General features: G+C 40.5%; 24 protein-coding genes. 9 read left to right on the top strand and 15 right to left on the bottom strand.

The window, feature by feature from the left end:
• Positions 1 to 117: 117 nt before the first annotated feature.
• The 5 genes from NSS65_RS07125 to fadH all read right to left on the bottom strand — a co-directional run bounded on the left by NSS65_RS07125 (position 118) and on the right by fadH (position 4,581).
• Positions 118 to 633: a ribonuclease H-like YkuK family protein gene (locus NSS65_RS07125; protein ID WP_034281591.1), complete on the bottom strand. Its 516-nt coding sequence runs from the start codon at positions 631 to 633 to the stop codon at positions 118 to 120.
• A 146-nt stretch (positions 634 to 779) separates the two neighbouring features.
• The gene (locus tag NSS65_RS07120; protein WP_003212254.1) at positions 780 to 1,022 is read right to left on the bottom strand and encodes a DUF1797 family protein; all 243 of its coding nucleotides are present in this window, start codon (positions 1,020 to 1,022) and stop codon (positions 780 to 782) included.
• 184 nt (positions 1,023 to 1,206) lie between these two features.
• Positions 1,207 to 2,103, bottom strand: coding sequence for a manganese catalase family protein (locus NSS65_RS07115; RefSeq protein WP_034281589.1), 897 nt, complete (start codon positions 2,101 to 2,103; stop codon positions 1,207 to 1,209).
• 428 nt (positions 2,104 to 2,531) lie between these two features.
• Complete coding sequence (locus NSS65_RS07110; RefSeq protein ID WP_024426863.1) at positions 2,532 to 3,752, bottom strand: EAL-associated domain-containing protein; 1,221 nt, start codon at positions 3,750 to 3,752, stop codon at positions 2,532 to 2,534.
• Positions 3,753 to 3,816: 64 nt separating this feature from the next.
• On the bottom strand, positions 3,817 to 4,581 hold the full coding sequence (fadH, locus tag NSS65_RS07105; RefSeq protein ID WP_081124330.1) for a 2,4-dienoyl-CoA reductase: 765 nt from the start codon (positions 4,579 to 4,581) through the stop codon (positions 3,817 to 3,819).
• 138 nt (positions 4,582 to 4,719) lie between these two features.
• Between fadH and NSS65_RS07100 the strand changes: the two genes are divergently transcribed.
• From NSS65_RS07100 to NSS65_RS07085, 4 genes are all read left to right on the top strand, one after another.
• Positions 4,720 to 5,577 carry a metallophosphoesterase gene (locus NSS65_RS07100; protein ID WP_111927309.1) on the top strand — a complete coding sequence of 286 codons (858 nt, stop codon included), beginning with the start codon at positions 4,720 to 4,722 and terminating at the stop codon, positions 5,575 to 5,577.
• A 156-nt stretch (positions 5,578 to 5,733) separates the two neighbouring features.
• On the top strand, positions 5,734 to 6,231 hold the full coding sequence (locus NSS65_RS07095) for a L,D-transpeptidase family protein (protein ID WP_034281584.1): 498 nt from the start codon (positions 5,734 to 5,736) through the stop codon (positions 6,229 to 6,231).
• 73 nt (positions 6,232 to 6,304) lie between these two features.
• Positions 6,305 to 7,582: an MFS transporter gene (locus tag NSS65_RS07090; protein WP_034281582.1), complete on the top strand. Its 1,278-nt coding sequence runs from the start codon at positions 6,305 to 6,307 to the stop codon at positions 7,580 to 7,582.
• A gap of 259 nt (positions 7,583 to 7,841) precedes the next feature.
• Complete coding sequence (locus tag NSS65_RS07085; RefSeq protein ID WP_024424712.1) at positions 7,842 to 8,057, top strand: hypothetical protein; 216 nt, start codon at positions 7,842 to 7,844, stop codon at positions 8,055 to 8,057.
• A gap of 136 nt (positions 8,058 to 8,193) precedes the next feature.
• Here NSS65_RS07085 and NSS65_RS07080 read toward each other — a convergent pair whose 3' ends face one another.
• Entirely contained in the window at positions 8,194 to 9,105 is a 912-nt protein-coding gene (locus tag NSS65_RS07080; protein WP_144496615.1) for an EamA family transporter, read from the bottom strand.
• A gap of 113 nt (positions 9,106 to 9,218) precedes the next feature.
• Between NSS65_RS07080 and NSS65_RS07075 the strand changes: the two genes are divergently transcribed.
• Positions 9,219 to 10,136, top strand: coding sequence for an AraC family transcriptional regulator (locus NSS65_RS07075; RefSeq protein ID WP_111927305.1), 918 nt, complete (start codon positions 9,219 to 9,221; stop codon positions 10,134 to 10,136).
• A 126-nt stretch (positions 10,137 to 10,262) separates the two neighbouring features.
• On the opposite strand, the gene NSS65_RS07070 is transcribed toward NSS65_RS07075, so the two are convergent.
• The gene (locus NSS65_RS07070) at positions 10,263 to 10,439 is read right to left on the bottom strand and encodes a hypothetical protein (protein ID WP_186365583.1); all 177 of its coding nucleotides are present in this window, start codon (positions 10,437 to 10,439) and stop codon (positions 10,263 to 10,265) included.
• 498 nt (positions 10,440 to 10,937) lie between these two features.
• On the opposite strand from NSS65_RS07070, the gene NSS65_RS07065 reads away from it, so the two are divergent.
• A complete protein-coding gene (locus NSS65_RS07065) occupies positions 10,938 to 11,399 on the top strand; it encodes a YkyB family protein (protein ID WP_008356877.1) in 462 nt (153 codons plus the stop codon).
• Between the two features lie 35 nt (positions 11,400 to 11,434).
• Here NSS65_RS07065 and NSS65_RS07060 read toward each other — a convergent pair whose 3' ends face one another.
• The 3 genes from NSS65_RS07060 to NSS65_RS07050 form a co-directional block, all read right to left on the bottom strand.
• Positions 11,435 to 12,343: a chemotaxis protein gene (locus NSS65_RS07060; protein WP_024424709.1), complete on the bottom strand. Its 909-nt coding sequence runs from the start codon at positions 12,341 to 12,343 to the stop codon at positions 11,435 to 11,437.
• 73 nt (positions 12,344 to 12,416) lie between these two features.
• Positions 12,417 to 13,727: an MFS transporter gene (locus tag NSS65_RS07055; RefSeq protein ID WP_326135085.1), complete on the bottom strand. Its 1,311-nt coding sequence runs from the start codon at positions 13,725 to 13,727 to the stop codon at positions 12,417 to 12,419.
• Positions 13,728 to 13,851: 124 nt separating this feature from the next.
• Positions 13,852 to 14,391, bottom strand: a complete 540-nt coding sequence (locus NSS65_RS07050) for an RDD family protein (RefSeq protein WP_024424707.1) — start codon at positions 14,389 to 14,391, stop codon at positions 13,852 to 13,854.
• A gap of 301 nt (positions 14,392 to 14,692) precedes the next feature.
• Between NSS65_RS07050 and NSS65_RS07045 the strand changes: the two genes are divergently transcribed.
• Positions 14,693 to 14,845, top strand: a complete 153-nt coding sequence (locus NSS65_RS07045) for a hypothetical protein (RefSeq protein WP_162842519.1) — start codon at positions 14,693 to 14,695, stop codon at positions 14,843 to 14,845.
• Positions 14,846 to 14,909: 64 nt separating this feature from the next.
• Here the strand turns inward: NSS65_RS07045 and NSS65_RS07040 are convergent, their stop codons facing one another.
• Positions 14,910 to 15,794 (bottom strand): cation diffusion facilitator family transporter, encoded by an 885-nt coding sequence (locus NSS65_RS07040; protein ID WP_144496613.1) that lies wholly within the window; start codon positions 15,792 to 15,794, stop codon positions 14,910 to 14,912.
• 293 nt (positions 15,795 to 16,087) lie between these two features.
• Here NSS65_RS07040 and NSS65_RS07035 point away from each other — a divergent pair, with 293 nt between their 5' ends.
• Complete coding sequence (locus NSS65_RS07035) at positions 16,088 to 17,257, top strand: aminotransferase A (protein ID WP_024426854.1); 1,170 nt, start codon at positions 16,088 to 16,090, stop codon at positions 17,255 to 17,257.
• A 25-nt stretch (positions 17,258 to 17,282) separates the two neighbouring features.
• Here the strand turns inward: NSS65_RS07035 and NSS65_RS07030 are convergent, their stop codons facing one another.
• The gene (locus tag NSS65_RS07030; RefSeq protein WP_326135084.1) at positions 17,283 to 19,112 is read right to left on the bottom strand and encodes a PAS domain-containing protein; all 1,830 of its coding nucleotides are present in this window, start codon (positions 19,110 to 19,112) and stop codon (positions 17,283 to 17,285) included.
• 156 nt (positions 19,113 to 19,268) lie between these two features.
• Positions 19,269 to 21,395 carry a penicillin-binding protein 2 gene (locus tag NSS65_RS07025; RefSeq protein ID WP_041116472.1) on the bottom strand — a complete coding sequence of 709 codons (2,127 nt, stop codon included), beginning with the start codon at positions 21,393 to 21,395 and terminating at the stop codon, positions 19,269 to 19,271.
• A gap of 337 nt (positions 21,396 to 21,732) precedes the next feature.
• Here NSS65_RS07025 and NSS65_RS07020 point away from each other — a divergent pair, with 337 nt between their 5' ends.
• Positions 21,733 to 22,527, top strand: a complete 795-nt coding sequence (locus NSS65_RS07020; protein ID WP_041116470.1) for a CAP domain-containing protein — start codon at positions 21,733 to 21,735, stop codon at positions 22,525 to 22,527.
• A gap of 97 nt (positions 22,528 to 22,624) precedes the next feature.
• Here the strand turns inward: NSS65_RS07020 and NSS65_RS07015 are convergent, their stop codons facing one another.
• Together NSS65_RS07015 and NSS65_RS07010 are read right to left on the bottom strand one after the other, a co-directional pair.
• Positions 22,625 to 23,497, bottom strand: a complete 873-nt coding sequence (locus NSS65_RS07015) for an NAD(P)-dependent oxidoreductase (protein ID WP_041116468.1) — start codon at positions 23,495 to 23,497, stop codon at positions 22,625 to 22,627.
• A 13-nt stretch (positions 23,498 to 23,510) separates the two neighbouring features.
• Positions 23,511 to 24,296 carry an SDR family oxidoreductase gene (locus NSS65_RS07010; protein ID WP_144496611.1) on the bottom strand — a complete coding sequence of 262 codons (786 nt, stop codon included), beginning with the start codon at positions 24,294 to 24,296 and terminating at the stop codon, positions 23,511 to 23,513.
• Positions 24,297 to 24,358: the final 62 nt, after the last annotated feature.

The following is a 24,358-nucleotide window of genomic DNA, read 5'->3' as shown; positions in this document are numbered from 1 at the left end:
TTATATTGATTAGCAGGCTTTTGAATGTCTGCTTCCTCTCTATACAGCTAGAATAAGGAACTAGAATCGAATCGTCAACCGCACGTTTCGACAAGGTTTGGAGAAAAATGACGGAATTTATTTTGTGTATCGATTGGCATAGCAAAATGCTGCATATGAGTCGGGTTTTATTTTTGCTTCAATTCCCATAGCTGTGATCATTCCGGTCATTTCCTGAATCAGCTCTTTCGTACTTCCTTTTTTGCCAATATCCAGATGGGCTTCAAAACGAAGGTCTGCCCCTTCCTCAGCAAACGGAAGAAGCAAATCCATCAGTTCTGTTAAAGGCCCCTCAAGGATGTCTGCACATACCTTTTGGCTAAACGCTGTCTCTAATGAAATTTTTTCTCTAAGACTTTGCACGGCTCTCTCGATCACTTGTTGTGTGAGACAACCCCAAGCTCCTTTGCCAATCCGGTGGAGATGAATTGCAGTCATAAATGTTGTGACATTTTGATTGACCTGAGAGTCCGTACCAATTGATAACACATAGGCGGATCTAGGGTCTTTTCGAATAAAGTCTTTCATTCTCATGACGACATCAGAAAACGCTAAATGATCTTCAGAAAGATTGTAGAAAAAAGAATCACTCACAGAAAGGAACTCCTTTTTAATGGTCTCTTATCCGAAAAATGCGCTGATTGATCATCTTCCATTTGTACATCTCATCTATGATGATCCATGTATGCTGCCGCAATAAACGAAGGAATCCTCAGAAAAAACATTTCATACGATTCAGCTTAGGATTGTAGAAGCTCAAAAATCTCAATCGAAATCATATCAATGTTGTCAAATGGGAAAGTATTTGGCTTATCCCCTTGTTGAAAAACAGTCAATTCAAACGTTTGATTCTTTTCGAAATACTTAACACTACAGATTTTCTCACCGTTCACTTCGAAATAACGCTGTGCCGGCTCGTTTGCAGCTTCTGCTGTCTCTTGAAGACTTTGCAGCCTTGTAATGATACCCATTAATTGTGACATTCTAAAAAAAGACTCCTTTCAAAAAAACAACTCAAGATGAACCCGTATTGATTATACACAAGTCCTACAAAGCATCATACCATAAAGTGTTCTCAGATGATATTTTTCCTCTTGAATTCAAAAAAAGAAAAAGAATCTGTTTTTTTAGTTTGAGTCTTTTTTCTCATCTCATGCACCATGATTTTTATAAACCGGCAGATCTCATCAGCCGTTTCGCAATTTCATCAAAATCTTCTTTAGAAATCCCCGGAGCAAACTCTTCTGGCAATTCTCTATAATCTGGCACAGGTGCTCCTTGCGGGGTGCCCTCAATGACTGTCAGCGGCTTTCCATCAATCGGGTGGCTGCCTTTCCAAATTTTATTGATATCCTTGTAATCCGTATCACTAAATGTGTACAGCTTTGTATGAACATTCTGGTCTTCAAATTTCCTCGCTGAATCAAAGTATTTGTTGTCGAGATTTGGGATTGGCAGCATTTTCCCTAAATCTACTCCTGTAGCGACTTCAAGTGCCTTTGCATATGCCACAATATGCACGCCGCCCCTGACAAGTAAATAACCGATCATCTCTCTTGCTGTAGGATGGTCCGTCATTTCATATACACGCATTTTGTGCGTACGAGCTCCGCATTCAAGAAAGAAATTATGGAGGAGATCAAGAATGAGGTTGCCACTTGAGAACACATTCTCTCCGGTCCAAGGTTTTGCCATTGAATCAAACGGATAGCCTGTTTGGGCTGTTTGAATAAAATGCTGTGTATTTCGTTTATCGACAGCTGCCTTCATCGGCGTCGTATCTGGATCCCCGCCATGGGTGGTTCCTGTAATCATGAGATTGATGGCTGTGGTTACGAGCTCGACATGACCGAATTCTTCAGCCGTAATACTGGATACGAGGTCATAAAACGGTTTGAGTTTTCGTTTTCCTCTAAAGTTAAAGGATTGAAACATGTAATTATTTAATGTGGACATTTCACCGAATTTCCCGCCGAGTAATTCTTGCACAGCAGCGGCACCATTTGCATCTGGGTGATCTGGTCTTGGCAAATCAATGAGCAGCCGCATGTCACGTTTGATCATGATGTTTCCCTCCTACCGTCTAACTATCATCACTTAAGATGTATGGAGAGTTTGGGCTGTCCTATGCATGAAGGGAAAGATTGAAGCACAAAAAAAACTTGGCGGGGGTAGCGCCAAGTTTTTTGGATCTTGATCTGATAGAGGGGTTGGGGAACAGAGAGTAGCTTCTCTCTATAACTAAATGATAATGATTATCAGTTTCATTGTCAACCATTTTTTATTTCTTTTTTCTATCAAAAAAAGCAGCCTGCGAGGCTGCTCAGATTGAGACAAAAGGCTAAAATGCCTTTTGTTTATATTTCAGCGTGATAGAAAACCTTTGAAGTCTAGGAAGGACGAGTACCAGAGCGGAACGATTGTACATTCGTGAGCACTGGCACGCTGGAGTGACAACAACGAATGCGAGGGTTTGTCTTCACGCCGCGTCTTCAAATTAATCCATCTTGCTCATATAAATAAGCATACGGAAGGTCTATAAACAAATACATATCACCCTCTAAAGGATAAGAAAACGTACGTATCCTCTCACCGGTTTCTAAATCACTGTAAATATCGCTGAAAAATCCTTTTCCGCTAATTCTCATTTGAAGAATATTTGCTAGGAAATAAGGACGCCAGCTCCAGTTTTTTTCTATATACTCCGGCTGAAACAGCCATTCTTCTTCTTTTTTAAACACATTTCCAGTGATTTGAAAACCTTCTTCATTACACATATAAATCCGAAAGCTGCAATCTGTTAGTTCAAGTGCCAGCTTTTGAATGAGCTCATCATTTGTGCTGCACGATTTCTTTAAAGTCGTAACAGCTTGATGAATTCGTTTATAAAATGTTTCAGAATGTTCGTAGACAGCTTGCAGCTTCTTTTTCTCATGGGCAATAAATTGCTGGAATTCTTCTCTAAGCTGATCTTTTCGGTGGCTTCGGTCGATTAATTCTCCTGCAGGCTCATGAAGATAGAACCCTTGAAAATATCTCCCGCCATTTCTCCAAGCATACTGCAGCTGGAAATTTGCTTCAATATCCTCATAAATTAAGGCAGCTCCTATTTTTCTTGCAAGCAATGAAATGCTGTACAAGACATATTCATAGGAAGGAGATGGAGCCGATGCCTTTAATGCCTGTAAATCTATTTTTAATAAATCAGGTGAAAGCAAGGCAATCCGGTCCAGATTACTGCTTTCTTTTCCTATATTTGAGACGGCGATCTTAATCCCATATGTACGATAATACGTTAACGTATGGTATAGCTGTTCAATGTCGCCGCTAAACGTATGCTCTGCAAACTCAATAACAAACCGGTTAAGCTGAATGCCCCTTGCTTCATATTCCTTTAAAAGTTCTAAAAAACTTTCACCATGATCCAGCATGAGGATATTGGCATCATGATTAATAAAAATGAGCAAATCGTCATCTGCAGTTGTGAAGAGATCAAGTGCTTGAGTCAATACTTTGTGATCTACTTCCAATTTATATTCGTCAGGAATAGATGAATCCGTAAAGAAGGAGCCTAGGCTGACCGTTTCTGACTCAAGCTTCATTCTTCCTAGAATCTCATAGCCTATCACTTTTTGCTCTTCCGCACTGAATATTGCTTGATAGTGCGGGAAAACATCTTCAATATTCGTTAAAATATCCAATGGATCGACCATTTTCATCACCTGCTTCTCTCTTTGTGTGATTATACCACATCAAAAGCAGGTCTTACATCGTCAATCAAAATGGTGATTGGTTGAGCCATTGTCCCCCATCCATCGTGATACAATCTCCATTTATATAAGACGCATGCTCAGACAATAAAAAGCTCGCAAGCGCTGCAATTTCCTCAGGTGTGCCCAGTCTGCCAAGAGGAACACTATCTATTGTTCTTTGCGCTGCCTCTTCAGATTCCCATAGTTTATCTGCACCGCCTGTTCTCTCAATTGGACCTGGTGCGATCGCATTGACGCGAATGCGATATTGCTTCCCCCATTCCACAGCAAGCGTTCGAGTGAGAGACAACACACCGGCCTTTGCTGCCGCCGAATGCGCCACGCCTACACCAGCACCCCATGCATAGGTGGCCACCATGTTAATCATACTCCCCCTTTTCTTTTGACGAATCCAGTAATTCCCCACTGCATGGCTGCAAAAAAATGTACCATTTAACACAATATCAATGACAGCCTTCCAGCCGTTAGGAGACAGTTTTTCTGCTGGCACTAAAAAATTTCCTGCTGCGTTGTTAATGAGGGCATCGACATCACCAAATGTATCCACTGCAAACTTGACCATATGGTCAGCATCCTCCGGGTTTCGTACATCCATTTGGAAATAAGCGACCGATCCGCCCTTCTGCTTCATTTCTTTTGCCGTCTTTTCCAGCGTCTCTTCCGTTCTACCAGTAATCACGACATTCCAGCCTTCAGCTGCCAAATGAGCAGCCATCGCCTTCCCCATACCGCTTGATCCCCCTGTGACAATCACTGTTTGTTTCGTCATTTGTTCTCCCCCTCTGTGTCATTTGAATGACTATTCATTCATTATTGTCTATCATATCATGATTGACCCTCGGTGCACCATATGGGAGATTTTCCAAATATGATGCTATACTTAATTTTATTTATAAAGGAGTCTTATATGAAGCAGCTTTCCCGCAGACAATTTTTAAAAGGAGCAGCTGGTGCGAGTATTCTCGGTTTTTTGGCTGCAAGTTGTGGATATGGATATGCCAGGTACATTGAGCCGCGCATGATCGATACCGTGTCACTGACCATTCAAGATGCTCAGCTTCCAGCTTCATTTGACCAGTTTAAAATAGCCCAATTTAGTGACGTTCATTTGAGTGATACATTCCCTGCGAAGAATCTAGAAGCCATCGTCCAGAAAATCAATGCTGCATCTCCAAATCTCATTGTGTTCACAGGTGATCTCGTTGATTTTCAAGCATCCTCTGAAGAGCATGAAAAAGCGAAGCTTTATTTGAATAAGCTTCATGCTCCGTTCGGTAAGCTTGCCATCTACGGAAATCATGACTACGGACCATTTGGCGTGGAGCTCTATGAGAAAACAATGGAGGCTTGTGGATTTACTTTATGCAAAAATGATGTGTTTCTATTAGAAAAAGATCATGCGCATATTCAGATTGCTTCACTGGATGATCTCATGATGAGCGTGCCTGATTACGATTTGATCAAACGGGAAGTATCATCTGATTTATTTACGTTACTGCTCGTCCATGAGCCTGATGCCGCTTTAGAGCTGAAAACAACACCTATTAACTTGCAGCTTTCCGGGCATACGCATGGCGGTCAAGTGCAGCTGCCTTTCTATGGACCGGTTCTCACAGCACCTTACGGCCGTACATATGTAGAAGGTTTATACGGCATCGATCAGCACCGCATCTATGTCAACCGTGGACTTGGAACAACGCGGCTGCCGCTTCGGTTTTTAGCCAAACCCGAGTTAACCTTTTTTACCTTGACATCTCGCGTATAAATAGAAGCCAAACCGCCCTCTCCTGCATATGTATAATCAAAGTTCTTTTTCATGACAAATGTTAGGAGAAACCTTACTGGGCCTGATTCCGTCCATATAGTATGTCAAGTGACGGCATCATGGCTTCTTTTATTTGAGTAAAAGGAGTGTGCTTTGGTGCTTCGATACACGGTGAAAAGTGGAGAAACCCTTGCTTCTATAGCACTTGATTTTCGAACTACAACAAATGCCTTAAAGGCTGCAAATCCATCATTTCAAGCTCGCGAGCCCGAACAAAATGAGGTCATTATCATTCCTGGTTTGCCGGATCCTAATACGATCCCTTACCGCATTTTTGTTTCGATTTCAACGAAACGTCTCGTTTTGTTTTCTGGATCACAGCTTATTCGTTCGTATCCGATTGCAACAGGGAAAATTTTAAATATGACACCGACAGGTTCTTATTATATTGTCAACAGACAGCCAAACCCAGGAGGGCCCTTTGGCGCTTATTGGCTGAGCCTCTCAAAAATTCATTACGGCATTCACGGTACGAATAACCCGTCTTCAATTGGTAAAGCTGTTTCTAGAGGATGCATCCGCATGTATAATCAGAATGTCATCGAGCTTGCTTCACTCGTTCCAAACGGAACACCTGTGACCATTAGCCAGTAGATGAAATCAATTGTACGAATGGTTAAAATTTTATATGATATAAAGTGGGATCTTCAGGTTAAGGAGCGTATTTATGGATATTTTTAAAAACAGAAATTTTGTTCGTCTCTTTTTTGCAGCACTAGCTTCGCAAATGGGGACAACAGTAGGCAATATGGCGTTTGCCTTTTATTTGCTCGACCATTTTAGTCATCAGCCCGCATACGCCACATTGGCTGAGCTCATGTATTCTCTTCCTACCGTCTTTGTCTTTTTTATGGTCGGTGTAGTCGCAGACCGTTTTGATCGTAAAAAAGTCGCAGAGAATTGTGATTGGATACGAGCTGGGCTGACGATTGTATTATTCATCGTTATTTATTTTAATTCACTGCCACTTATTTTCTTGATCTTGTTTATTCGAAGTGCCATTACGAAATTCTTCTATCCAGCTGAAGCTTCTCTCGTTCAGGCCATTTTAAATAAAGATCAATATGCAAAAGCCGCTGGCTTAAATCAAATGCTGTTTAGTTTATTTATGGTATTTGGCGTTGGTATTGGTGCCATTATGTATAAAACGATTGGACTTCACGGTGCCATTACAATTGATTTAGTCAGCTTTATTATTTCAGGCATCCTGATTCGTTCATGTAACATTCCAATTGAAGCGCGCCAGCCAAATGGACAAGCTGGCTGGAGAGGCATGACCATCAAAACGTCTCTGAAAGATTTTAAAGAAGGCATTCTGTATATTTTAAAAAACAAATTATTGGCTTCTTTAATTTTTGGCTTTTTTGTTTTCGGTCTTGTCAATGGCGCATTTGCCGTTCTTCCGATGTTTACAATGAAATATGGACTTTCACCGGACCATTTTGAACTGCATACATCCTTCTTTACCATTGCGATCGGTGCAGGACTGCTCGTTGGAAGCTTAATGGGCTCTGTCCTCGCTAAAAAGGTAAAGATGCAATATCTCATGTCGATTCCAATTCTGGTCGCAGGTATTTTGATTTTTGTCCTTGGCTCTACCCATACATTATGGTTGTTTTATGTCACATCATTTGTCATTGGTACATGCATTGGCCCAGTCAACATTGTCATTGGCGGCTGGCTGCCTAGAATCGTCCACCCTCGCCTGATGGGCCGTGTGTCAGGATGGGTTGATCCGCTCACTATGTTTGCTCAATCGATGACATTAGGTCTGATTGCTGTATTATTTCCAAAACTCATTACAAATGTTTCTTATATTTATTACGGAATGGGCTTTATTATTTTACTCGTCTTCCTTTTTTACTTCATTACACTGCCAAAGTTCAGCAGAGAAGCTGCCGACTTAGACGTGCAGCGTGAACTAAAGGGTCAGGGAGTTCAATAAGTAAATAGCAAAAAGGACTTTCTTTTCAGGAAAGTCCTTTTTGCATGGCTGAAACGTCCTTCATGTCATTTCCTCTGCCCATAGAATCTGTTTGAAGCATGCATAAATAAATCACATATACCTCGCTTTACTAACCCCTCCATCCATTTAGCACCTCTCGTTTTGTTTTGTTGATCCATTTTTTCTTGTTTTTCACAATAAAATTCCTTTACATCATTAAACGTTTTATAGTAGGATAGTCAGGTTGGAGGTGAAGGAAATGCTAAAAAGTTACTATTTTATTCATACAAAGAATGAACAGGGACAGTTTGTTGTACATACAGAAGATTGTGCATTTTTAGGTGATGCTGCAAGCCGTACATTGATTGGCATGCATATGAATGGGGAGAGCGCCATGGGTGAAGCCAAACAAATGACGAATGAAACTGACTTTAATGGTTGTTTTTATTGCGCTTATTCTATTCATACAAAATAATTCATCTGCTTACATCATATAAAAAAATATCATTTGAGAAACTACCCATTTTAATAAATAGGTAGTTATCATGAACTAATAGTTCACTTTATTTATATTTCATTCAGTCAATTCTTCTTATCATTCCTTCTATTGTTCAACACCCCTCCCCCTCATTTTTCGGCTGATACAATGCCAAGAATAAAATCATATAGACAATACAAGCTGTCCCTATCCATTGGAAAAGTCCGAATGGCTCTTTTAACCAGAAAACAGTCGTAACGACTGCTGCAAGGGGCTCAACACTTCCAATTAAGCTCGACTCTTTTGGTGATAAGTATTGCAAACTTTCTATGTAAAACCAAAAAGCGATCATCGTTCCAAATATGACCACAAATAATAAATAGACATACGCTTCAAAAGGTAAATGAGTGAGATTAACCTTCCATGGGGGATGGATCAAGCTAAGGGCGCCTCCTCCTATCAGCATTGCCCAGCCGACAATCACTAGAGAGTCGAATTGTTTTAACAGGCTGATTGGATATAACGTATAAAACGAGAGCGCCACAGCCGATAATATTCCCCAAATCACTGCCGCAAATGGAACGGTTAATGTTGAAATAGAACCATTCGTCAATAAGAAAAACATACCCGCTAAAGCCAATACCACTGTGACCAGATCTCTTCTAGTGAAGGTTGATTGCCTGCGAATGACCAAATACGCGATAATCATAACAGGGGCAGTATACTGCAGCAGCGTTGCCACAGCAGCATTTCCATGTTGAATGGATGCCATATACGTATATTGAACAGACAGCATCCCCATTAGCCCAAATAGAAGGATTTGCATCGCTGTCCTCTTCTTTTGCCACACACCCATCAGATGTGTTTTTTCTTTTGTCATCACATGAACAAATAAAAGCAATCCCCCTGAGATGAGCAGCCGGACCGTCACAAGCCAATTGACATCAATCCCATATTGCTGAAACAATTTTTGTGAAATCGTTCCTCCTACCCCCCAGCAGATGGCGCCTATGAGTACAAGTAAAATGCCCTTTCTCCTATTCATTTTCATTCTCCTCAATTCTCAACAAATCATGATAATATAGTTGATAGTAGTTCAATTTGTTACATATTGATATATGAATTGAACATAAAAATAAAAGAATATTGAGGAGAATCATGCACAACCATCATTTTCTGATTGACTACAACCTGAAAGAATTAACGGAGCATTCCACGACAGCATGGCCTATTGCTCTTTATCATACGAAAATTCGTCATCATAGAAGCGGCTATATTCCTCTTCACTGGCATGACGAGTTTCAATTTGTCTTTATTTTAGAGGGTGAGGCTGAATTTCATATTAATGAAGTGACATTATATGTAAAGAAAGGAGATGGCATTTTCATCAATAGTGGCTGCCTGCACATGGTAAAAGATGCGAATGGGACGGCATGTACTTATGTTTGTTTAAATGTCTCTCCCTCTTTCATCACAGCGAATGAATTATTCACCACTTTTGTCCATCCTTATATGCATGCGAGCCAGACACCTTATATTTTACTCAACCGAAAAGATCACTGGCCAAAGCAGATTTATCAATGTATTCAAACCATTCAACAATTAATTGATGAAACTCCAGTCTATTATGAACTTGAACTCAATATTCAGCTCATCACCATTTGGAAAAGCTTATTACAAAATGGCTTCCAAATGAAACATGATGCGCGTAAACACGATAAAAATGAACGGATGAAACACATGCTGAATTGGATTCATCAGCATTATCATGAAAAGATCCTTCTCCAAGATATCGCTCGTGCAGGACAGCTTAGCCGCTCAGAATGCTGCAGATCCTTCAAAGACATTTTAAAGAAATCACCTATGCATTATGTAAATGAATATAGAATTCAGCAAAGCCTCATCCTGCTCCAAGAAACGGATCTCACTATCACAGAAATCGCCTACCAAGTAGGTTTCAACAGCACAAGCTATTTTATCAATTTGTTTAAAAGAATAAAAAATACGACACCTTTAGCATATAGAAAATTAAAACAGACTGATTCTCTTCAGATTAAACGGGTAGAAGAAAACTGATGACAGATAGTGTGTTTGCTAAAATGAAGAAGGTGTTTAAACCCATCATAAATAACTATTGAAAATACAAGCAATGAGAATGGTTTAAATTTCAATGCCCTCGACGAATGCAGACTAGGGCATTTTTTATTGCTGTTTTTGTTCTTTTAGTTTCTTGAAAAACACAAATTGATATACTCCAAATAATACGGTTAGGATCATAATTGCTGTAAATAATTGATCGACTGGAAGCAAGAAATATACGACAATAAAAGATAAAAGCAAAACAAAATAACCTATATTGAACGCTTTTTTGAATGTCATGATATTACCTCCTTTTTACAATCATATCACGTTTTAACTAACCGAATAACCAATTTTATCCAGTTAAAGCCCCTATCCATTTATGGACAAAAGCTTTACTTGTTTTAACGCTTTTCGAGACTGTTCCTCTGACATCTCCTTTATGCTGTCAATCTAATCTAAAAATTTACCGTTCACAGTTTACGACATACTCATGCGACTATACTGATAAGCAAAAGAATAGTGCAGACCTTCTAAAAAATAACCCTCAAATGATTCATAACTTATATACTTACTATATAATCAACAGAAATAGAATCAGTTGAATTTTTTGAAGAGGCGATGAATTTATAAATTTTGGGGAAGTTGAGAAGGATTCAAACACACAAAAATTTTTAATCCTCCCTAATCCCTTTATACCAAAGGTTTTCTTTTTACAATAACTCTATTTGCAATTTACTAATAAAAACGTATAATTTATACTAAGCACAGGAAGACGAAAGACAAAGGAGAGAAAAAATGGACGATTATGCTCATACTAAAGACATAGAACCTACAGCAGAAAACATCGCAAAAGCCATTTATACTGTTAACCGCCATGCTAAAACCGCACCAAACCCCAAGTTTCTTTATCTTTTGAAAAAACGCGCGCTGCAAAAACTATTGCAAGAAGGTAAAGGAAGAAAAGTGGGCCTACATTTCTCTAACAATCCCAAGTATAGTCAACAACAGTCCGACGTGCTGATTGAAATTGGAGATTATTATTTTCACCTGCCACCAACGAAAGAAGACTTCGAATTTTTGCCACACTTAGGAAATTTAAATCAATCATATCGCAATCCGAAAGCGAATATGTCATTAAACCGAGCAAAGCAAATACTTCAAACGTATGTCGGTTTAAAAGAAAAACCTGCCGCCACAAAACAAAAATCACATTACACAAAGCCCGTCTTCAAACGACTCGGGGAAAGTTATTTTTAAACAAAAAAACCACTCATACCGAGTGGTTTTTTTGTTTAGATAATAAAATGATCGACTTTTTCAATCAGCTGATGAATTTCTGGTTTACTGATTTGATCATCTGCCCCGATCGTTTCCCCTTTATGACGCAAATCTTCAGTGATTAACGAAGAGAAAATAAGAATCGGAATGGAATTTGTTAAAGGATTGTCCTTGAGCAGTTTTGTTAGCCGGTGGCCATCCATTTTAGGCATTTCAATATCCGTAATAATCATATCAATTTCTTCTGTGACACTGATTCCTTTGCTGACAAGATCCATGACATGATCATATGCCTGTTTGCCATCTTCAAAGGTCACAATGTTTTTATAGCCTGCTTCGGTTAATTCATTTGTTAATAAACGCATGAGAAGCGGAGAATCTTCAACGACATACAGCTTCTTCCCTGTTCTTCTCTCGTCTTTCTCACCGTCAAACATATGATACGTATCAACACCAGAAGCGGATTCAATATCATAAATGATTTTTTCGTAATCTGGAAGGAAAATCATTTTTTCATCAAGCTTAATGATGCCCGTTAAATGACGGTCCATCCCTTGATTGAGTGCAGTCGGCTTCTCAATCTCTTCCCAGCTGACGCGGTGAATTTGTGATACCGTTCCTGTATGGAACACAAATTTCCGTTGGTTGAATTCAGTCACAATATATTTCTCTTGTTCTGACTGATCTGACTCGACATTAAAAAAGGAAAATAGATTGATGACTGGTAAAATCTCGCCTCGTAAACTAATCATCCCTTCTACATCTTGGTGAGAGTGCGGTACAACCGTCACCTCAACCGGCTGAATGATTTCTCTTACTTTCATGACGTTAATGCCGAATTGATTTGCACCAATTTCAAACTTCACAATTTCCAATTCATTGGTACCAGAGTCAAGTAAAATTTCTTGTTTGTTTAAAGCCACGGAAATCCCTCTATTCTTCAATATAAGATTGTACTTTTTATATCGGCAGCATAGGTAAAAAGTTGACGTTTCTTTACGCTTTCTCTCGAACGAATTGATGAATCACAAGTCCTATCGCTGCAAGGATGAGCAAAGACCCTAGTGCAAGGCGGCTTGCGAGATTTCCGTGCTCTGCAAACAGCAGGGTAACTGAGCCATAAATGATCGGCCCGATAATGGAAGATACCTTCCCTGAGAATGCAAAGAGGCCAAAAAACTGTCCCCTTTTTTCCTTCGGTGTCAGTTCAATAATCAAGATTCGTGATGCCCCCCAGCTTGCGCCAAGTGAGATCCCGAATAAACTGCCCGCTATCCAGAAGACCCATTCGGTTGCCGCTGTCACAGCCAGAATGAGCGCCACAATCAAAATGACATACACAACTGTAATCGATCGCTTTGCCCCTATCGCTTTTGTGATATATCCAAACAGAAAGGAGCCAATGATACTTGAAATGGTCGACACAAGATAGAGCAAAATAAATTGCCCAGCGGTAAAGCCAATGATGATTTTGGCATAAACAGCCATCATCGCAATCGCTGTTTGTAAAGCATCATTCATAAAAAAGAAAGCAATCATAAAGATAAAAGCTGGCTTGTACTTTTTCATCTCTTTAAACGTGTGAACAATCTCTTTGTACCCGCTGAAAAAAGACGCCTTTTTCTCTTGCTGAGGCAGCGGATGAGGATCTTTTACAAAAAAGAGAAAGGGTAGAAAAAAGAGAAGGAATAAAAGAGCTGTCGGAATAAATGCTTCATGAAACTGGTCATTGCCGACAAGTAAATAAACAGAGAGGCCGACAAGTGTTCCTAAATAGCCAACAGCGATACCAAATCCTGAAATAAGCGGGATTTCTTCCTTTGTCCCAAGATCGGGCAAAATGGTGTCATAGAAAACAAGACTAGAATGATAAAAAAACTTTGCGATCACAAACAAGGTGACCACGACCAATAAAGAAACAGGCAGCCCAAACCATTCACTTGAGAAATCAATCCCAGCAAAAATCCCCATCAAAAGCGTACAAGCAATACATATGAACGTAAACACCGTAATGTAGCGTTTCTTTTTCCCTGTACGATCAATCAGCACTCCGTATAAAGGTGTAAAAATGACGAGAAAAAAGCTGGCTAGTGCGTTTGCATAAGAAATAAAGGTGCTGGCGATCTGGTCCATTCTCGCACTGTCCCCGATCGTTTCCTGCAAGTAAAACGGGAAGAAAATGGTGATCATATTTGATGAAAAGATCGTATTTGCAAAATCATACAACGCCCAGGCCAGCACAGGTGCTGTCAAAAACAGCCCAAAGCCTGCCCCTTTTTTCTTTGCGGTCTTTTTTCCTGTTCTCAATCGATTGTCTCCCTTCCCTGCCTCATTTTCACTATCATTCTATTTTATGTGCTGTTTCCCTCATCCATACAAGCGATCTATGAAAAAAAGCACCTCTTACCATATAGCAGAGGTGCTTTTTTCATTATTTCTTCACAACAATGGTACTTGCAATCAAGTCGTGAAGTGCTTGTTTTTTCTCTGTGAAAAAGGCAATGATATAGCCAATATATAAGATCGGAGACAAAAAGCCTTTTGCAAAGAAGCGGCCAGTTGCACGTCCGAATGTGACCTTTTCTCCTGTGACTTTTGTTACCTTGATGCCGAGAGCCATCTTTCCAAGTGTTCCTTGCAATTTTGATGATTCCATGATGGCGTAATAAAGCCATGTCACCACGGTACCCATCAGGATTGCCCCTATATAGAAAAAGATCAGTCCCATAATAGCTTCCCATTCCTCATCCGTTATGACGGTTGAAGAATAGTAATAACTGTCGTCATCCATCATCATTGCTGCCTCTGGGCTTGAGATAAAAAAGACTGACGCCAAAATAAACATGATAAATGCAATTGGTACACCGATAATGATACCGTCCAAAAGGTGTGCAAGAAAACGATAGCCTACACCTGCTAGCTCAGGATGCTTCTTTTCTTGAATGTGTGGTTCTGTTATGTTGGTTTCCATCCTATTTCTCCTTTATTATGTATGTTTTCTATAAATTTCTTATAATCATTCGTTATTATATCCTATGAATATAGTAAGATCAATGGAGCTTTACACTTTTACATACATTTTAGATCAGTTTGATCTAAGCGATTTATGTGAATAAATACTGAAAATTTGTGAAAAACATGGCACTTCTAGTTCTTTTACCTCCTGATTTTTTAACATTTTGTGATATTTTTGTCTTGTTTCCATTCTTCTGTTGACAATGATTCTTCAAATGGTACAATAGTCAAGGATTTTTTAAAGAAAGGTGTTCATGATGGGAACTGTCGTATTATTAAAGAACAACGAAATGACTGTAATTGAAGATATTTGCGAGGCTGATTTTTTAGATATGAAGCATGGTTTGTCAAATGATGACACAGCTTATATCTCTTGGTATGAAGACTACGATACTGCTTATGGATATTGATTTCATTTCATAGATGAAGCGTAAAAAAAGGCGATACAACCTGAGAATAGGTTGATCGCCTTTTTTACGTTTGTCCGCTTCTTTCACTTTCAGGTTCCACATGAATAAAGATTTGTGCATGCGGAAATTCCAGCTGAATCTTCTCTTCAATTCGATCACATAATTGGTGAACATCTTCAATCGTTGTCTTTCCATCTACAATCAAATGAAAATCAATATATTCCTCGGCACCAGACCGCCTTGTTCGAAAGTCATGATATTCAATAAATTCTTGACTAAATCCTTGAATGATCGCTTCGATCGATTGTTCTTCCTCTGGTGTTAACCGAGCATCAACAAGCGGCGGAAAGGCTTCCTTCATGAGTTTAAACGCTTCACGCATAATAAAGAGGGCCAGAACCATTCCAATGATCGGATCTAGGAAATACCAGTCGGTTAATGCCACAAGCAATAAACTAAATGCCACCCCTAATGACGTAAACACATCCGTTAAAAGATGCAGTGCATTTGATTTCATGGCAACTGAATGTACTCGCTCAGCCTCTTTGTTCACAACCCTCGATACAACAAAATTGATGAGCGCGCCTAGCAGCATGACCACAATACCAAGCACAGGCAGCTTGACTGGCTCTGGATGCATTAATTTGTGAACACATTCGTATATAATCCAAATGCCAGCAACGAAAATCAGCAGGGTCTCAATCGTTCCAGAAATATTTTCGACTTTTCCATGTCCATAAGGATGTTTAGAATCTGCTGGCTTTCTTGAAATACGAACAGAAATAAATGCAATAAACGACGCCATTAAATCGAGAAACGAATGAATGGCTTCTGATAAAACAGCAACAGATCCGGTTAAAAGACCCACAATGATTTTTAAGATGACCACAAATGTGTTGCTCAGCACGGATAGGAACGCGATTTTCGATGTCTTCGCTGATTGTTCCATCTATCGTCCTCCTTTAGGAGATCGTATGTCTATGAAAGCCATTCCCATGACCCTGATTCTCATGTTCTTTCAGTTTACGCAGTTTTGCCGTTTTCTAATCATCTTCATCACAGCCTGTATTTTCTCTTGAGGTTACGCTATAATAAATGTTGCTCTTTCTTCAATATATCACTCATGCGGTGATGGATAGGAGAATAGACTACATATAACGATATCCAGTGCCTTTCGCAGGTGACATTTATGCAGTGAATGGTAAAATAGGATAAAAACATAAATTTTTAAGGTGATGAGAAATGGAGCATTTGCTGAATCCAAGAGTAAAGGATATTGAAATTTCAGGCATTCGAACATTTTCAAATCTCGTATCGTCATATGAGGATGTCGTTTCATTGACGATAGGCCAGCCCGATTTTTATACGCCGCATCATGTCAAAACAGCTGCCAAAGCAGCCATTGACGAGAATTTCACCTCATACACTCACAATGCTGGTTTCCTAGAGCTAAGACAAGCGATCCAGCATTATATCAAGAAGAAAGTGAATCTTGATTATGATGCAGAGTCAGAAATCATTGTGACGACAGGTGCAAGTCAAGCAATTGATGCTGCGTTTCGAACCATTTTAACAGAAGGCGATGAGGTCATTTTACCTGGACCTGTATACCCCGGATATGAACCGATCATTCGAATGTGCGGTGCCATGCCCGTACATATTGACACAACGAATGCCGGCTTTAAATTGAATGCCAAGCTGATTGAGGATGCGTTAACGGAAAAGACAAAGTGTGTGGTTCTTCCTTACCCTTCAAACCCGACTGGGGTCACGCTTTCAGAAGAAGAATTGAAAGAAATTGCCCAGCTCCTTGAAGGAAAAGACATCTTTATTTTATCCGATGAAATCTACAGCGAGCTGACATTTGACCGGCCGCATCATTCAATTGCCTCTTTCTTAAAAGAACAGACCATTGTCATCAATGGACTGTCTAAATCTCATAGCATGACTGGATGGAGAATTGGATTTTTATTTGCTTCAGCTCCAATTGCTAAACATGTATTAAAAGTACATCAATATAACGTGTCTTGTGCCTCAGCTGTCTCACAAAAGGCGGCACTTGAAGCTGTGACAAATGGTGTGGATGATGCACTGATCATGAGAGAGCAATATAAGAAAAGACTCGATTATGTATATGATCGGCTCATTTCTATGGGGCTTCCGGTAATTAAACCTTCTGGCGCTTTTTATATTTTTCCATCCATTGAATCGTTTGGGATGAGTTCCTTTGATTTTTGCATGGAGCTGTTAGAAAGTACAAGACTTGCGGTCGTACCAGGCTCAGCCTTCTCTCCACTCGGCGAAGGGTACGTGCGCCTGTCTTATGCTTATTCACTTGAAACGCTGAAAGAAGGACTTGACCGGCTAGAACAATTTGTACTTGAAAAACGTTCCATTCATTCGCTAGATTGAAACAACGGCTCTCTTGCCGTTGTTTTTATTTTGCAGGAAACATGATGTGAAATACGGTGCCCTTTTCAGGCTGACTATCCACACGGATCGTCCCGTTATGATTTTCTAAAATATTAAATGTGACCATGAGGCCAAGTCCGGTTCCTTTTTCCTTTGTGGTTAAAAAGGGCTCTCCAATCCGCTTCATCACCGATTCAGGAATGCCAACCCCTTCATCACGAATGGTGACAAGTATTCCATCACCTTCTGCTTTGGCTGTGATGTCTACCTTTCCTCCGTCCGGCATGGATTCTACGGCATTTTTGATTAAATTGATAAACACTTGCTTGAGCTGATTTTGATCCCCGTTCATCAGGAGACCCTCCTCTATCTCACTTGTGTTCATTAAAATGCCATTTAAGTTCGCTTGTGTTTCTAACAAGGCTGTGACTTCGCTGATGATTTTTTTCAAATCAAGCGTCTGCATTGAGGACGTTTGCTGCGGTTTCGCCAGCATTAGCAGCTCACTCAAGATAATTTCTATTCGGCTCAGCTCAGAGAAAACAATCTCGAAGTATTGATCGCGGTCTTTTGTTTTCGGTTTAATGAGCTGTAAAAAGCCTTTGATGGCGGTCAATGGATTTCTGATTTCATGTGCAATACCAGCCGCCAATTGACCTGCGATCGATAATTTTTCAGAGCGGAGCATGAGCTCTTCTGTCTGCTTACGTTCGGAGATATCTCTTAAAATAATTTGAACCGCTGTTTCTCCAAAAAATGTAGTTGGGATACAGACCATTTCTGTATAAATCAGCTTATGTTTAAACGTATGACAGCTCATTGTGACAATCTCAGAATCTGATGCTCTTTCAATAATACGTGATAAGCTCTTTTTGACCTTCTGCTGATCACAGGAATGGATTTGATGAAAGATATCCTTACCTATTAATTTATCGTAATGCTCGGCTTCAAATAATTTAATGCCTGATTCATTCATAAATACCCACTTGTGATCATGGATGACCGCAATCGTATCAATGGAGTTTTGAATGAGCAGCTGATACCTCTCCCGGCTTTTTTGAAGAACGGTTTGAAATTTTTTACGGGATGAGATGTCCACGAGCAGTAAAAGCTCTGCCCGCTGATTTTGATAAATCGTCGGTGATGACTTTACCTCAATATGAATACTGCTCCCATCTTGACGCTTCCATATCTGTTCAATCATTCCGACTGGAAGGCCTTGCTGCAGCCTTGTTATTCGGCTTCTGACAATATCATGGTACTCTTCAGCAATAAAATCAAACGCGGACTTGCCGATCATGTCATCTCTTGCACTTACCCCCATTAATTGCAGCATCGCATCATTCGCATACACAATTTTCCCTAAAGTCGTAATACATAACGGATTTGGCAGCATGGCAATCAATTGTTCAGCTTCACCGACATTTTGGAAAGCCGGCAGACTGCCTAACGACTGTTCTGCTACTTTTGATGTTGTTTGAAATGCTGCTTTTTGGGGCTCAGTATCCAGCACCCTCATTTTCAGGATCATTTCTCTACTTACTTCGTTGTCTAACCCATCACAAGCAACAAAATCAATGCTTGCTTCGATCCATACAGCTGTCAGATCACTTCTTAGCAGTCTAAAGTGGCAAACCTCTAGCATGTGCTGATTGTAAAAATAACTTTCGACGAGAAATTGATCTTCGGTATGAACAAAGTCTTTCAAAAAACACCCTAGTAAATCCTTTTGTTCATAGAGCAAAAGCTGTTTACAGTTGGAAGAAATGTAGAGAAAGCGGCCATTAGAAGAAAGAACGGCATGTAAATCGATGTTCGAATACAATTGATTCGAATCTTTCATTTGTTGTTCCATCGTCGTCCGACCCTCCTTTTCATTTTTTAGGGTTGTCCTTAGATTGATGTATAAAAAAGATTCGCTAGAAAACCCGTATTTTCCTTCTGTCATCGAGGGAAACGTCCATATTTTCAGCAAAAAGGGAGCACTTTCTGCTGCTGTGCTCCCTGCGGTTTATTGTTTTTCATATTTCTTTTGTAATTCAACGTACTTATCCACAATTTTACTCGGGATGTTTTTAATAACAGGATCCTTATCTGAGACATAAGGTGTCACGACACTAAACGCCACCTTTGGATTAGAAGAAGGATAATATCCTCCAAAGGTTAAGTTGTACGTTGAATTTCCCCACCAGCTGCGGTTGGCACCATAGTAGAACGTTTGCGCTGTACCTGTTTTTCCTGCGACATCATGCTGACCAAACCGGCCAGCGGCAGTTCCGCCTGTTGATGTGACCATTTTCAGTCCCGTTTTTACGCGGTCAATATCTGCTTTCGAGTTGTTAATCGTATTCAGCACTTTCGGCTCATATTTTTTTACGACTGGGCCTACTTCATCCTTCTTCGTTGGAAGATGAACACTTTTCACTACTCTTGGCTGAATACGGCTGCCTCCATTGGCGATCGTTGACATGTATTGTGCCACTTGAAGCGGTGTATACGTGTCATACTGACCAATTGCTTCATCAAGCAAGAGTCCGCCGACCGTCTTAGGATGCGTCTGCATCCCGCTTGATTCCTGCGGCAGATCGATCCCCGTTTTCACGCCAAGACCGAATTGCGCATAGTAGTTTCTCATTTTTTGTAAGTGCTCAGGCCTTGCAGGTAACGGACCATCCTTTTGATAGGTGATGCCCGCCATTCTCATCGCTACTTGGAACATGTAGACGTTGGAACTTTTTTGGAGTGCTTGAATGTCGTTAACCCATCCAAGAACTTTGTAAGACTGTTTCGGCTTTCCATTACTCCCTGCAAAATAGAGCGGTGTATCCATATAGGCTTGGTTGTGTGACATCCCGTCCTGATAACCGCCAAGTACTGTGGCTCCTTTGACAACAGAGCCCATTTCGTACTGGGTCGTAAATGTTCCGATCGCATAATCTGTGACGTCTCTGCCGTCCATTTTCTTGCCTGACATGGCGAGAACATCCCCTGTGTGAGGGTCCATCATGACGACAAAGGCACGATCCATCATATAGTTTCTCGCGCTGGCGGATCTAAGCTCTGATTCAACGATTTTGTCGACTTCCTTTTGCAGCTCCATATCAAATGTCAGCGCAAGATCAAGTCCTCTTCGTCCTTCTGTCCGCTTGATTTCATCGAGCAGCTTCCCGCCAACCTGTGTATATTGAACGGTCGCTTTCTCTGGGTTTAGAAAATCCTCGTATTGATATTCTAAATAGCTCTTCCCTACCCGGTCATTTCGCGAGTAGCCTCTTGCCATATAGTAATCTTCACGCTCTTTAATGATTCCTTGCTCTGGTGTAGTCACACCGCCAAGTACATTATAAAGGGTCTTTTCATACGGATATTTTCTTGTCCAGTCGTTGATGACGTTCACACCAGGCAGTTCATCAAGATGCTCTGAGACAAGTGAAATTTCTTCATATGTCAGGCTTACGGATGAAGTTTGTTTTGATTCTTTCGTTTCATCGAGTAAAGCCACTTTTTCGTCCCCTTTTTTCTCTTCGTTTGGGTTCATTGCCTTCACGATTTGGGGCTCAAAGGCATATCCGCCTGTAAATCTACGGTAGATCGCTGCAACAGCTTTTTCCTCTGCATCCTTTTCGATCGCTTTGACTTCTTTCTTTGGGACACGCTCTACTTGAAGCGGATAGACATCCTTTGCATCGATATCTTTTTTCTCCGCTTTTGAAATGAGTTTATCCGCTTCTTTCGGATGGCTCGCCAGCCAAAAATCTCGAATGTCACGCTCTCTCAAAAAATCAGTATCCATTTTTATATAAGTCGCAAGTTTTCTTGCTACCTTAATCTTATCCTCCGCTTTCACACCGCTTTCTGATGTATAAACGATGGCAGGTACACTTTCGTTATCAACGACGACTCTTCCTCTCGCGTCATACATTTTTCCTCTTGGAGACGGGTATGATGCTGTTTTGACCTCTGTTCGGTTGGCTTGCTTTTTATAATCTTCACCATTGACGATTTGCAGCACACCAAGCTTGATCACAAGTCCAGCAAATAAACTAAATACAGCGAAGAAAAAGAGATTAATTCTCCAGGCGTTCCGGCGCTTGATTTTTTTTTGCTCGGCAGCACCTTGATGCTGTTTCTCTCCCACTTATGTAGCTCCTCTCATCCTTTTCAATCTTTTACAATTACCACTCATTATTGTAACACTTTTGTAATAGTTGTTACAGCGAAACGAGTGAAAAAAAGCTGTCAATCCCTAATCTGCAAAAAAATATACTAACACTTTAAAATATTGGTATGTTTATGTCGTTTTCTTTAAATGGAAGAATTCCCTATCCTTTGATATGAAGCGGCTCTTACGATGACTTTAACAAAAATGACAAACTTGCATTGTCAATGGAGGATGCTGGTACGTTTATAACAAAAAGTCCATGTTATGATTTTTTGTGAGAAAACAAAACAAAGATTTTAGGAGGAGTTACAATATGAAGAAGAAATCATTCTTTTTTTCAGCGCTGACAGCTGCTGCACTCATCACATTCACTGGAGGACATTCAGCTGATGCGAAGGAGCTTAACCTGAAACAAGTAATAAATGTACAGCATCAAGCCATTGATCTTCATACACTAGCAGCAAAATTACATATCTCTTCAGATGTAAACAAGCTAAGCAAGTCGAATCAAAAAGAGATCGAAGCTCTATTAAACAAACTGATCAAAAGCGGTCAACCTGTTACAGGAACAAAAGTAGTGAAAGAAGTAAACAAAGCAAAACAAGAACAAAAACAAGAATCAGTGAAAAAACCAACTGCTTCTAAACCAAGCACTCCAGCAAAAGAAAACACAAGCAGCAACACAAAAGCTGACCAAAAAGACACAACCGCATCAAAAGCAGACAGCAGCTTAAATGCATTTGAAAAAGAAGTGGTTGAGCTGACAAATAAAGAGCGTGCAAAACAAGGCTTAAAGGCCCTTTCTGTTGATTCTAAATTAAGTAAATCTGCTCGCGCAAAATCTCAAGATATGAAAGATAAAAACTATTTCTCTCATACAAGCCCAACTTATGGATCTCCATTTGATCAAATGAAGCAATTCGGTATCACTTACAAATCAGCAGGTGAAAACATTGCCCAAGGTCAAAAATCTCCTCAAGAAGTTGTGACAGCATGGATGAACAGTGAAGGCCACAGAGCGAACATTTTAAACAAAAGCTACACACATATCGGTGTTGGTTATGTGAAATCTGGCAACTACTGGACGCAGCAATTCATCGGAAAATAATATCAAATAAACCTGTCCCTATGTGGGACAGGTTTTTAGTTTGTTTTGAGAGTTTGTTTAAAGCTGCAAACTATTCCACCTAGGCGGGGCAGTTTATTTATTTGACCCATAATTTATAGATGCTCTGGGTCCCGCTGTTTTCTTCACCCTGTTCGCTCAGCTTTTCATAAAGTGACTTCGCAAGTGAGAGCCCTGGCATTTCTTCCCCCATCAGCTCTGCTTCTTCAAGTGCAATGCCCATATCCTTGATAAAATGTTTCACATAAAACCCTGGCTCGAAATCGCCTTTCAGCATTCTTGGTGCAAGATTTGACAAGGACCAGCTGCCGGCTGCACCTGTTGTGATGCTTTTGAGCACCTGCTCTGGATCAAGCCCTGATTTTTCGGCATAGGCCATTGCCTCTGCGACACCGACCATCCCCGCTGCAATGGCAATTTGGTTACACATTTTTGTATGCTGACCGCTTCCTGCCGGTCCTTGATATTGAATGTTTTCACCCATTTGCTTAAATAGCGGCAGACAGGCTTCATAGGCTGACCTTTCTCCGCCGATCATAATGGCCAGCGTGCCATTTTGGGCTCCTATGTCTCCGCCTGATACAGGTGAATCTAATGCATATACACCTCTTTCCTTCGCTTTCAGCTCAATTTCTTTTGCAAGCTGAGGCTTCGATGTCGTCATATCAATGAGATATGTACCTGGAGCGGCATGTGCCACAAGCCCATCTTCACCTAAATAGATCTCTTCTACATCCGATGGATATCCCACCATTGTGATGACGGCATCTGCACTTTCTGCAATCTCTTTTACTGCCGGCTTCCATGATGCCCCTTTTTGAATCAATGCGTCTGCTTTTGCTTTCGTTCTTGTATAAACGATAACTTCATAGCCTGCATCCATTAAATGCCCTGCCATACTGCGTCCCATTACACCGATTCCTATAAAACCAACTGTTTTGATTTGTGCCATCACTTGTTCCTCCTTAAAGAGACTTTGTCAATCCACCATCAATGATCAGTGTTTGACCTGTCATATATGTATTGGCTTCAGATAAAAGAAACACTGCATATGCTGCAAATTCCTCTGGCTGTCCGTAACGGCCAAGCGGGATCGCTCGTTCAGCCTGTGCTTTGATTTCTTCAACCGTTTGATTCTCTCTTTGTGCTCGGTGCTTTTCCAGCTGTTTCACACGGTCTGTTTCAATTTTTCCCGGTGCTAACGTATTGATCAAAATGCCATCCTTCGCAAGCTCCTGAGCGGCTGTTTTTGTCCAGCCGGCAATGGCCGGTCTAAATGTATTCGACAGCATCAAGCCCGGTATCGGTTCTTTCACTGACATTGACGCAATATTTAACACACGTGCGCCGCGTTTTTTCAAATAAGGCAATGCCTCTTTTAATAATCGAATATAGCTGAGTAAATGAAGTTGAAATGATTCGATCCAATCTTCATCTGTTAAGGTGTCGAGCGTCCCTGTTTTTGGCCCGCCTGTATTGTTCACAAGAATGTCTAGACACTTCTCATCACCGGCCGCCGCTTGAACAAGCGCCTTGATTTGCCCGGCGTCAGATACATCACATACTTGATAAGTCAGCTGTCCTTTAACAAGCGGAGACAGCTCGTTGACTGTTTCTTTCAGCTTCTGTTCATGTCTTCCCGAGAGCATCACATCTGCTCCTTCTTTTGCTAGAGCAAAGGCAATCGCTTTTCCGATACCTTGACTGCTTGCAGCTACCAATGCTTTTTTTCCAGTTAGATTGACATCCATGTCAACACCTCCTCTCGTTTATTTTATCATACAAAAAGAACCTTGCTCACATCGCAAGGTTC

The sequence above is a fragment of the Bacillus sp. FSL K6-1006 genome, assembly GCF_038593175.1.
GTDB lineage: Bacteria > Bacillota > Bacilli > Bacillales > Bacillaceae > Bacillus > Bacillus safensis.
Note: the sequence above shows the minus strand (reverse complement) of the source record. Positions and strands in the feature narration are given on the sequence as shown.

What these genes read in the sequence shown, in the direction of transcription:
- NSS65_RS07035 (WP_024426854.1), top strand. Translation starts at nt 16,088, where the DNA reads ATGGAGCATTTGCTGAATCCAAGAGTAAAGGATATTGAAATTTCAGGC.
- NSS65_RS07050 (WP_024424707.1), bottom strand. Translation starts at nt 14,391, where the DNA reads ATGGAAACCAACATAACAGAACCACACATTCAAGAAAAGAAGCATCCT.
- NSS65_RS07100 (WP_111927309.1), top strand. Translation starts at nt 4,720, where the DNA reads ATGAAGCAGCTTTCCCGCAGACAATTTTTAAAAGGAGCAGCTGGTGCG.
- NSS65_RS07040 (WP_144496613.1), bottom strand. Translation starts at nt 15,794, where the DNA reads ATGGAACAATCAGCGAAGACATCGAAAATCGCGTTCCTATCCGTGCTG.
- NSS65_RS07085 (WP_024424712.1), top strand. Translation starts at nt 7,842, where the DNA reads ATGCTAAAAAGTTACTATTTTATTCATACAAAGAATGAACAGGGACAG.
- NSS65_RS07115 (WP_034281589.1), bottom strand. Translation starts at nt 2,103, where the DNA reads ATGATCAAACGTGACATGCGGCTGCTCATTGATTTGCCAAGACCAGAT.
- NSS65_RS07090 (WP_034281582.1), top strand. Translation starts at nt 6,305, where the DNA reads ATGGATATTTTTAAAAACAGAAATTTTGTTCGTCTCTTTTTTGCAGCA.
- NSS65_RS07065 (WP_008356877.1), top strand. Translation starts at nt 10,938, where the DNA reads ATGGACGATTATGCTCATACTAAAGACATAGAACCTACAGCAGAAAAC.
- NSS65_RS07070 (WP_186365583.1), bottom strand. Translation starts at nt 10,439, where the DNA reads ATGACATTCAAAAAAGCGTTCAATATAGGTTATTTTGTTTTGCTTTTA.
- NSS65_RS07075 (WP_111927305.1), top strand. Translation starts at nt 9,219, where the DNA reads ATGCACAACCATCATTTTCTGATTGACTACAACCTGAAAGAATTAACG.
- NSS65_RS07015 (WP_041116468.1), bottom strand. Translation starts at nt 23,497, where the DNA reads ATGGCACAAATCAAAACAGTTGGTTTTATAGGAATCGGTGTAATGGGA.
- NSS65_RS07045 (WP_162842519.1), top strand. Translation starts at nt 14,693, where the DNA reads ATGGGAACTGTCGTATTATTAAAGAACAACGAAATGACTGTAATTGAA.
- NSS65_RS07120 (WP_003212254.1), bottom strand. Translation starts at nt 1,022, where the DNA reads ATGTCACAATTAATGGGTATCATTACAAGGCTGCAAAGTCTTCAAGAG.
- fadH (WP_081124330.1), bottom strand. Translation starts at nt 4,581, where the DNA reads ATGACGAAACAAACAGTGATTGTCACAGGGGGATCAAGCGGTATGGGG.
- NSS65_RS07020 (WP_041116470.1), top strand. Translation starts at nt 21,733, where the DNA reads ATGAAGAAGAAATCATTCTTTTTTTCAGCGCTGACAGCTGCTGCACTC.
- NSS65_RS07080 (WP_144496615.1), bottom strand. Translation starts at nt 9,105, where the DNA reads ATGAATAGGAGAAAGGGCATTTTACTTGTACTCATAGGCGCCATCTGC.
- NSS65_RS07010 (WP_144496611.1), bottom strand. Translation starts at nt 24,296, where the DNA reads ATGGATGTCAATCTAACTGGAAAAAAAGCATTGGTAGCTGCAAGCAGT.
- NSS65_RS07110 (WP_024426863.1), bottom strand. Translation starts at nt 3,752, where the DNA reads ATGGTCGATCCATTGGATATTTTAACGAATATTGAAGATGTTTTCCCG.
- NSS65_RS07030 (WP_326135084.1), bottom strand. Translation starts at nt 19,112, where the DNA reads ATGGAACAACAAATGAAAGATTCGAATCAATTGTATTCGAACATCGAT.